7 protein-coding genes are annotated in these 9,715 nt (G+C 43.8%); 6 read left to right on the top strand and 1 reads right to left on the bottom strand.

Features of this window, described 5'->3' with window-relative positions:
• Positions 1–1,017: 1,017 nt before the first annotated feature.
• Genes FEF09_RS17080 through FEF09_RS17070 form a run of 3 tightly spaced genes read left to right on the top strand, consistent with a single transcriptional unit; the run spans position 1,018 to position 5,206 of the window.
• Positions 1,018–1,200, top strand: coding sequence for a hypothetical protein (locus FEF09_RS17080; RefSeq protein ID WP_146306239.1), 183 nt, complete (start codon positions 1,018–1,020; stop codon positions 1,198–1,200).
• Positions 1,197–4,904 (top strand): RHS repeat-associated core domain-containing protein, encoded by a 3,708-nt coding sequence (locus tag FEF09_RS17075; protein ID WP_146306238.1) that lies wholly within the window; start codon positions 1,197–1,199, stop codon positions 4,902–4,904. The genes FEF09_RS17080 and FEF09_RS17075 overlap by 4 nt, the downstream gene beginning before the upstream one ends.
• Positions 4,901–5,206 (top strand): YrhB domain-containing protein, encoded by a 306-nt coding sequence (locus FEF09_RS17070; RefSeq protein ID WP_146306233.1) that lies wholly within the window; start codon positions 4,901–4,903, stop codon positions 5,204–5,206. Before FEF09_RS17075 ends, FEF09_RS17070 begins: the two co-directional genes overlap by 4 nt.
• Positions 5,207–5,310: 104 nt before the next feature.
• Here FEF09_RS17070 and FEF09_RS17065 read toward each other — a convergent pair whose 3' ends face one another.
• Positions 5,311–5,652, bottom strand: coding sequence for a helix-turn-helix domain-containing protein (locus tag FEF09_RS17065; RefSeq protein WP_146306232.1), 342 nt, complete (start codon positions 5,650–5,652; stop codon positions 5,311–5,313).
• Positions 5,653–5,792: 140 nt separating this feature from the next.
• Here FEF09_RS17065 and FEF09_RS17060 point away from each other — a divergent pair, with 140 nt between their 5' ends.
• The 3 genes from FEF09_RS17060 (at position 5,793) to FEF09_RS17050 (ending at position 9,636) form a co-directional block, all read left to right on the top strand.
• The gene (locus FEF09_RS17060) at positions 5,793–6,011 is read left to right on the top strand and encodes a SymE family type I addiction module toxin (RefSeq protein WP_146306231.1); all 219 of its coding nucleotides are present in this window, start codon (positions 5,793–5,795) and stop codon (positions 6,009–6,011) included.
• A 28-nt stretch (positions 6,012–6,039) separates the two neighbouring features.
• A complete protein-coding gene (locus tag FEF09_RS17055; protein WP_261387550.1) occupies positions 6,040–8,688 on the top strand; it encodes a CHC2 zinc finger domain-containing protein in 2,649 nt (882 codons plus the stop codon).
• Between the two features lie 93 nt (positions 8,689–8,781).
• Positions 8,782–9,636: a tyrosine-type recombinase/integrase gene (locus FEF09_RS17050; protein ID WP_146306236.1), complete on the top strand. Its 855-nt coding sequence runs from the start codon at positions 8,782–8,784 to the stop codon at positions 9,634–9,636.
• Positions 9,637–9,715: the final 79 nt, after the last annotated feature.

The following is a 9,715-nucleotide window of genomic DNA, read 5'->3' as shown; positions in this document are numbered from 1 at the left end:
CTTGTGTATCGTGTACAGAAGTAAGAGCAGCTATAACGATTATCAGACAAAATTCCCGGGCATTGTGCCTAAAATAGGAGAAGATACTACTAACGGGCAGCAGGAGCTGAAGAATCAGCTGTTTGCCGCTTTTATGAATAACAAACTGGGCTTTGCGAAACAGTCATGGGAATATTGAATTTCCTGGATACCTGTCAATCGGTTTTAACCGGATGATACAGTCTGCCAGATAACCGACCGCATCTATAATACGTATATAGACTTCCGTGGGAGAAGTGTCATTATTTCAGACCTTTCGCGTACACCTGAAACGGGTTTCTTTTGGGAGGCTTATTAAAGGGAAAACAATCTGGTATTATCACTTTGCGTCTACAGCTGACAGGGCATCAGCTGTAGGTCGGCTATTGACCTGGATTCGACTGCCTTTATTACGAAAGTAAACGCTCATGGGGCTATTGAATGGTCTAAGCAATATCCTGTAGGAACGAGGGATTATTTTGCCCGCATAAAACTACCGTGATGGCGGAATCATTGCAATTGGTGCAGTATGGGGAATAGGGCAGGACAGTGCTGAAATCTGATTACAAAGACGAATGCGATTGGTGATGTAAAAGGAGTCGTAAAATTGGCTTTAACACGCCTAATGGAGAAACCGGTGTAGCATTCTGGAATTGAGCGATGGAATTTTGCCTATTCAGGCAGATCTGATATCAACAATATTGACAGTACGGGTGATTGGATAGTAGGTACGCTGGACACTGTTGGTATGGGTGGATGGATCCGGCAGATGGGTAGTTCTAATATCGACGCAACCTTTCGATGTTAGAGGATCATGATACGCTGGTGGTGATGGGAAATCTCCTGATGGAACATACAGGCGTATATCATGATCTTGATCATCATTGCCAAACTAAATAAATATACCGGAGCGACCAACAGGGTGTCGATATGATTTTGGAAGCGCCCCGATCACCAATGATAGTTATCCAGGTGTTATTGAGAAAACGCCTGAAGGGTATGATTCAGTGCGACAAATGGTGTGGAAGAAGGGCGGTAAATTCCATTGCCTGGATCTCCAATAACGGGACTATTCTGACCTCGAAGCAGTTTGCAGTCAGGAAAGACACACTTGTTGCAGAGGAAAATGCCGATGGCCATTATGGTGATATGGGGCTTGTCATTGCGCAAAAAACCTATTGACATCACCACGAACAGGGCTGGTACTGAACAGAATCACCCGTGATAGTACAGTATCCTGGTCTGATATGATCATGCTGGATAGTTCGGCTTTCCTGAATAGCATTACGGAAAGCGCAAATGGAGGATATGTCGGTGTAGGTAGTTATGGCAGAGATGGTTTGGTGATAATGACACCGCCTTCGGGAAGAGTAAATTGCAAAAACACAGAGATCGCCAATAGTCTGATTTTCCTGAGAGTTACCCCTAACAGAAACAGTCCTTTACCGATCAATATTATACGTGGAGCGGACTCGGTTGTATTGCCAATTACGATTACGCCGGTTAGCACCGGCATATACCGGCTGCCAATCTTCTGTGGAGGTATTGACAGTTGTTACAAAGTCCGCAACGGGCCACTTTTATGTGGTAATACCAATCCTATCTTCAGATCAGTTTCTGATAATATTGATAACTGCTCTGATAATCAATACTTTGCTGTCAGCAAAGGAACCGACTTGTACAATGCTTATGTTGATTCTGTTAAGAACAGCTTTGGCAACACCTATGTAGATAGCTGTATGCAGGCTGGCCAGCGTGAGATCTATACGCTCGCTTACAAACTCAGTGAATATCATTACACGCTTTATTACTATGATCAGGCGGGTAATCTGGTAAAAACGGTGCCACCTGCAGGTGTTGTAGTCGATCGTTCTGCTTCCTGGCTTTACCGGGTGAGAATGGCGAGAGCAGCTAAGCAGTCCCTCAAACCTGCCCATACATTGGTAACGAATTACCGGTATAATACCCTGAACCAGGTAATTGCGCAGCATACACCTGATGCAGGTGTCAGCAATTTCTGGTATGACAGACTGGGAAGATTATCGGTATCCCAGAATGCCAGGCAACAGCCGCTGGCAAGATATAGCTACACACAGTATGACTTGTTGGGAAGAACGACAGAAGTAGGAGAGATTGGCAGCAGTACTAACATGAGAAATACACTTAGTAGAAGCGCTGATAGTCTGCAGGCCTGGTTTACTAATGCAAATGACAGCCGTACACAGATTACGCATATCTATTACGATACGCGTGTGGCGTTCTTCGCCCCGGAGTTGTTTTTTGCCAAAAATCTCAGGAACCGTGTGGCCTGGACGGCCTTATATGATTCATCACCAGAACAGTTAACAGGTGATTATGCAGTCGGTACATTCTACAGCTATGATATTCATGGCAATGTGGATACCCTGATTCAGGATTATAAGAAAGGTGTGTTGCAGAACCTGCAGAGTCGCTGGAAGAAGGTTGTTTACAAATATGATCTGATCAGTGGTAAGGTGAATCATGTCGCTTATCAGCCGGGATATTCAGATGCGGTATATCACCGTTATGGTTATGATGCAGAAAACAGGCTGATAAGTGTTGAAACAAGTACGGATAGTGTTTATTGGGAGAATGATGCATTTTATCAATATTATAAACACGGTCCGTTGGCACGGACAATTCTGGGGCAGCAGCAGGTGCAGGGTACAGACTATGCCTATACATTACAGGGTTGGTTAAAAGGTGTTAACAGTACATCAGCGGGTAGTGACTTTGATATGGGAGTTGACGGGCATTCCGCAGCAAAAGACGTATACGGATTTGCCTTACATTACTATGGAGACAATGATTATAAACCTATTGGTCTTAGTCGTCCATTTGCGTCGGCTGCCGGTAGCGGATTTAGTCCGCTGTTCAATGGAAATATAGCAGCTATTAGTCAGTCTATCCCATCATTGGGTACTTCGTTGCAATACAAATATAGTTATGATGTACTGAACAGGTTGCATGAGATGATTGCTTATAAGGGACTTGATTCTGCAAATAATAGCTGGAATGCGGTTCAATTACCGGATTTCAGGGAACAGGTAACTTATGATGCGAATGGTAATATCCTCAGTTACAATCGTAAAGGAGATACCTCCTTTGCAAAGAAGCGTCTGGATATGGATAACCTGACTTATCATTATAAAACAGGTACCAATAAGCTTGACTACATTCATGATAGTGTAGACTCTACCTATTATGATGGAGATGTTGACCGCCAGTTCGCGGGTAACTACCGGTATGATAGTATAGGTAACCTTGTCCGGGATAGCACCGCGAAGATCGCTGATATTCAATGGACTGTTTATGGTAAGATCAGTAGTATCACCAAAGAAGATGGCACCATTATCCGTTATACATATGATGGCAGTGGCAACAGGGTTAGTAAGAGCATTAATGGCGTGTACACGTGGTATGTGCGTGATGCCACTGGTAATGTAATGGCTGTTTATACTCAGGGAGATGCGGGAATCAATGCCGGTAAGCTGACTAAGATCGAGTCTCATCTTTATGGATCGAGTCGTTTAGGGCTTAATTTGCTGACTGTCAATATTCAGGATAGTGCGAGCGTAAATGCCGGGACAGTTGTTGGGTTAGGTTCAGGATTTTATACTAATTTCACCAGAGGAGGAAAGATCTTTGAATTGACGAATCATCTTGGGAACGTACTGGCAACGGTGAGTGACAAGAGATGGTGGCGGTCTGGGAACGCAGTAGCAGAGGTTGTGTCGGCAGAGGAGTATTATCCGTTTGGGATGTTGATGCCGGGGAGGTCATTTAGATCCGGGGCTTATCGATATGGGTTTAATGGGAAGGAGAACGATAATGAGGTGAAGGGAGAGGGGAATCAGCAGGATTATGGGATGCGGGTGTATGATCCGAGGGTAGGGAAGTTCTTGAGTGTGGATCCGTTGTATAGAGAATATCCATGGAATAGCACTTATGCTTATGCTGAGAATGATGTTATAAGAAGCACTGATCTTGACGGAGCGGAAAAAAACGTAAGAACGTTTTCTTATTACTTATCAGACAATAAACCTTTTGTAAAAGTTACGTCTGATAATTATGTACAGCCTCAAGGTACATTTAATACACTTTCATTATTTGGATGGCTGGGATTAAAGCCACAGACAACGAAAGAACGTATTGCTTCAGGTCTAGTCTCGTCATACAATTTGCCAGAAAATGGTACTCTGTCGTTTTTCGAATTTGGCGCCGGAGTAGGTAAAGAAAATTATGCAAGGTATGACTATGATATTGGCGGAAAGCAACATACTAGATATTTCGAATCGGGAAATATCGCGGCTATGTATGAGTATTATAGGAAAGAGGATGAAAAGGCCGGAAAAATCCTTAATGTAGCCGCTGCGAGCGCAAATTTGGTTGGGGCAGGAATGCTTGCGAAAGCAGAGCTTAAAGCGGCTGCATCTGAAGTTCCAGCGGGAGGTGTTTTTGATATTAATTTTAAGCGAGGAAATCTTAATTGCGCTGGCTGTACTATAGCAGGGGATGCAACTCTGAAAGGTTTTCCAGCTTCAGCATTAAAACATGGCAAAGTTTATACAAAAGATTTTTTTAAACAGTTTGGTGGTGAAAAAGGAGTTCAATCTTACTATACAGCTGAAGGGGTGGTCAATGCAATGAGTAAATTAGAAGATGGAGCAACTGGTGTTGTTTTCGGATACAGAGGTTCTGGTCGGGATATTATCGGTCACTATTTTAATGTTACAAAGCAACATGGTAATGTGATATTTTTAGATTTTCAAAAGCCTGTTGGAAATTGGATTCAGAATCCTTCAACGCTTATGACAGATTATAAGTTTAAACAATTATATTTCAAAAATACAACTGGGTTATGAGTAAAGCAATTACATTAATTGAGGCAAAGATCAAGGCATATGCATATTTGAAGGAAAATCCAGTGTTGATTAATAGAATGGAATTAATTATAATAGATGAATATACTATTGAATTTGAATATGGTTGGGCTTTTTTTTATCAAACGAAGAAGTTTATTGAAACAGGTGATATTTTTGATGCAATAGTAGTAGGAGCTCTGATCGTGAATAAATTTACTGGAAATTTATTTGAAACTGGGACAGCACGTACGGCGGAAGAATATATTGAAGAATATGTTGAAGAATGTCGGAGTAAATTTTAAGGACGAAATTATCAGCTATTTAAAGATTGGCTGAATAAATTGATCTTAGAATGGGTTTAGAGTACGCATAAATAACAAAGTCCAGCTTTTGAAGCTGGACTTTGTTATTTATGATAAGCATGTCTTGCTTTAGCGTCACGAAGAAACATATCCAGTAGTTTAAAGGCATCCGTTTTATCCTGGTCACTTAGTTTTTGAATATCCATAATCCTGTCAAGGATAGTTTGGTCCAGAAGAAGATCGGTATTACCCACCAGGTAGTCTAACGATACTTCCAGCGCGGCAGCGATGTTGGCGGCCATCTCAATAGATGGTTTTACCTCATCGCGTTCATACCTGCCAATGACTGCCCCATGTACGCCTACTTTTTTAGCTATCTCGTCCTGAGATAGTTTTTTGTCTTTCCTCACCTCAGTAAGCCTTTTGCCGAAAGTAATCTGCTTCATATCTGTAGTAAAAACAACGGTTAGAATAGTGTTTGTGCAAATTTATGAAACATAAATAGCGTAATCAAACTATGAAAGTCTTGTTGAATTAAGATTGATATGTTATGTTTGCAACAAATCTGTTGTGAAAAAATATTTTTATGAAAACTGTAAGTAAAACACTTCGTCGGGGAAAACTACATGGTCGTTACCAGGAATTAAGTAATCATTGGAACAGGGGCCGTGATGTGCCCTGGTTGAATGTACGGGGCTTATGGCTTGAAGAGGCGGGCTTTAATGTAGGCGATCCGATAGAGATCATTGTGAGTAAAGAGAAGCTGATCATTAAAAAGGCGCATGATGGAAATAGCGGCCATTAAGCAGCAGCTAACGTTATCGCAGGTGCTTATGCATTACGGGTTAAAGCCTGATAAGCACCTGCGATTACATTGTCCGTTCCATGATGACAAGACCCCGAGTCTGCAGGTGTATTACAAGACGCAAACCTGTTATTGTTTTAGCAGTAACTGTAAGACGCATGGCAAGTCGCTGGATGTGATAGACTTTGTGATGCATAAGGATGGTATCAGTAAACGGGAAGCGATCCTGAAATGTAAGGAGTTGATAGGCGGTAGTACCAGTGCTGTTGCAGCAGTACCAGTCAGCCGTTCAGGCATCCTGAACTACATGTTTACCTATTTTAAGAATGCGATCCATAACAGCAAGCCCGCGCAAGCGTATCTGCAAAGCCGCGGCTTAGACATTACCCGTTTAGAAGTTGGCTATAATACGGCCCAGTTCCATCATGGCGCCCGTAGGGACGAACAGCTGATATCAGCATGTGTATCGGTAGGCTTACTGTCTGCGTGGGGTTCTAATACACGAGAAGGCATCCAGGCTTATAAACCTTTTGGAAAATACTGTATCGTGTTTGCGTTGCGGGATAGGGAAGGATCGATCAGTGGTATGTACTTCCGTAGTACAGTTAATGATAGTGATCAGCGTCATTATTACCTGAAAGACAGAAAGGGGCTTTATCCAGGTTATCCGAAGGGAGATATAACCAGGTTGATCCTGACCGAATCAGTGATAGATGCAGCGACTTTGTTACAGCATCATGAGATAGGTAAGGCTTATGGGATCCTTGCCTGTTATGGTACAAATGGGTTGACGGCAGAGCATGAAGCAGCGATAGTGAGCTTAGGTCAGCTGCAGGAGATCATTTTTGCTTTTGATGGGGATGAAGCAGGCCGTAAGGCGGTAGAGAAATACAGCGCCTTGTTAAAGAACCGTCTGCCTTATGTGCTTATGAGCAGCATTGTATTACCAGATGGAGAAGACATTAATAGTATAGGTGTGAGTCATACGGCGGAGGTGTTTACGGAGTTGTTGCAAAGCAGGACTGCTTTATTTTTTTCAACTGAAGTATCAGCTGGAAAAACAAATCTGTCATCACCGGAAAGCACCGCTGTTGTATCAGCTGGAGCCCTATTAGACAGCCGTAATCCCTATAAGCTTATATACGTGGGTGCAGGCGGCAATTACTATGTACAAGGTGGCTTAAGTAAACAGCTGGACAGTATGAAGATCACGCTGGTGATCGAGCATAAGGAGAGTGGTCATAAGAGCCGCAATAAAATAGACCTGTATGAAGACAAACAGGTGGAACGCTTATGCAGGGAAGCAGGGGAGAAACTAGGGGTACGCAAAGATGTGCTGGAACAGGACCTTTACCAGTTGACTGACCTGCTGGACCAGTACCGGGAGGCAGAACAGGGGAAGGGGGAATCAACACCAGCAGAAGGGGTTGCAGTGTATACCTTAAGTGAATCAGAACGAAATACAGCGGTTCGTTTTTTACGTCAGGAAGGATTACTCCAGGCGCTGAATGTATTATTAGGTGAAACAGGGATAGTTGGCGAGGAACAGAACCGTTTGTTCTTACTGCTGGTAGCGCTGAGTTATAAGATGCCCGCACCTTTACATGCGCTGATACAGGGCAGTAGTGGTAGCGGGAAGACGCGTTTATTAAAGCAGGTATCGGACTGTATCCCCCCGGAGAAAGTAACACGTCTGACGCGGGTGAGTGATAAGGTATTATACAATTATCCGGAACGTTACTTTATCAACCGGTTGTTGTGCTTAGAAGATATAGACGGGCTGAGTGAAGAGGCAGAGTTTGCGTTCCGTGAACTGCAGAGTAATGGAGAGTTGAATAGTGCGACGAGTATCAAGCTGGATAATGGTCAGATCACCAGTGGTCAGAAGACGGTGAAAGGCCCGATAGCGAGTCTGGCCTGTACGACGAGAGGGGAACTGTATGAGGATAATATGAGTCGTGTGTTCCTGATAGCGGTAGACGAGAGTGGAGAACAGACGCGGCGTATCATTGGTTATCAGAACAATAAAGCAGCAGGAGAGATCGATACAGGCAGAGAGCAGGAACGTAAAGGTTTTATCCGTAACCTGGTACGTAGCTTAGAGGCGTTAGAGGTTGTGAATCCTTATGCAGGTCGTTTACAGTTACCGGAGGATGCGCATAAGATCCGCCGCTTACATGACCTGTTTTTAAACTTTGTGAAGATGGTGACCTTGTTACATCAGTACCAGCGTAGGCGTGATAGTAAAGGTCGGTTGATAGCCGAGTTGAGCGATGTTGAGTCAGCGATCGGTATCATGTTCGATAGCATTGTATTAAAGGTAGATGAACTGGATGGTAGCCTGCGTCAGTTCTATGAGCAGTTAAAAGAGTACTTACGTAGTAAATATGGGACTCATTATAGTCAGGCAGAGTTTACGTTACGAGAAATCCGTCAGGGTCTACATCTGAGCAAGACCCAATTGTTCCGTTACGCCCAGGACCTTGTGCGGCTTGAATATATCTGTACCTGTGGTGGTCACCACAATAAGGGCTTTACGTACAAGATCGTATACTGGGATAATTATCAGGGTCTTCGTGAGCGTATCCGTACTCACTTATCTAATCAGTTATCAGCGATTAAAGTTGGAACGCCAGCAGGGGACCTGGAACGCTACGGAAAGCCAGTGGAACGCTAGAAGTGGCGTAAACACTGGAAAAAGTGCCTGGCGTTCCGTGTTCCGGAAAAATGCTCAAGGGGGGTAAAACTACAAAAACGTCATAGTGGTACCATGGAAGTTTATATCATACAGTTCCAGAACTATTTACAGCAAAGCGGCTATGGGCTTAGTACACAGCGGATGCTGCCCACGTGTGTGCGAGAGTTTTTAGAATATGGAGGTTTTAAAAGCATCAAAGAAATAAGCCCGGGTATCATAGTGTTATTTTATGAGTGGTTACATATCCGTCCGTTAAAATACAGATCGGGTGCCCTGAGCGGGATCATGATCAGTCATTATGTGTATGCGTTAAAAGTATTTTTTAGCTGGCAGGAGCGTAGTGGTGGGTTACAGTATAATCCAATGAGTGGTTTAAAGTTCCGCAGACATGCTAGTGGAAGGCGTGAGGCGCTGAGTGTAGGGGTAGTGGAAGCATTGTTTACGGCAGCGATCAGCATGCGAGAGAAAGTGATGTTACACCTGTTTTATAGTTGTGGGTTACGTCGTAGTGAAGCGGAGCAGTTGAACGTGCGGGATGTGCAGGTACGTCACCGCTTGTTATATGTTCGTTCCGGAAAAGGTGCGAGCCGTAGGGTGATCCCTTTAACGGGCAAGGTAGCGGGTGAGTTAGGTGTTTACCTGGAAGAATATCGCAAATCGGGGGCAGTAGAGAAAGGTGCGTTTATGTTGAACCGGGAAGGCAGGCGCATGAGTGGTAACAGCTATAACCGCTTACTGAAAGAGTTGGTCGGCCGTGCAGGATTATGGAAAGGGATCAGTCTTCATTATCTACGTCATAGTATAGCGACGCACCTGTTACAGGGCGGTATGTCCCTTGAATATGTACGTGACTTTTTAGGTCACCGCCACCTTGAAGCGACGCAGATCTATGCCAGGGTAGGCGCACATCAACTGGCAGTAATATGACCTTAGACAAATATTTACAACAGCATTATACCCCCAGTACGGCGGCCTCTTACTTGCGAGAGATCAACCAATTTTTATC

The organism is Chitinophaga pinensis, assembly GCF_007896845.1.
Lineage (GTDB): Bacteria > Bacteroidota > Bacteroidia > Chitinophagales > Chitinophagaceae > Chitinophaga > Chitinophaga pinensis_C.
Note: the sequence above shows the minus strand (reverse complement) of the source record. Positions and strands in the feature narration are given on the sequence as shown.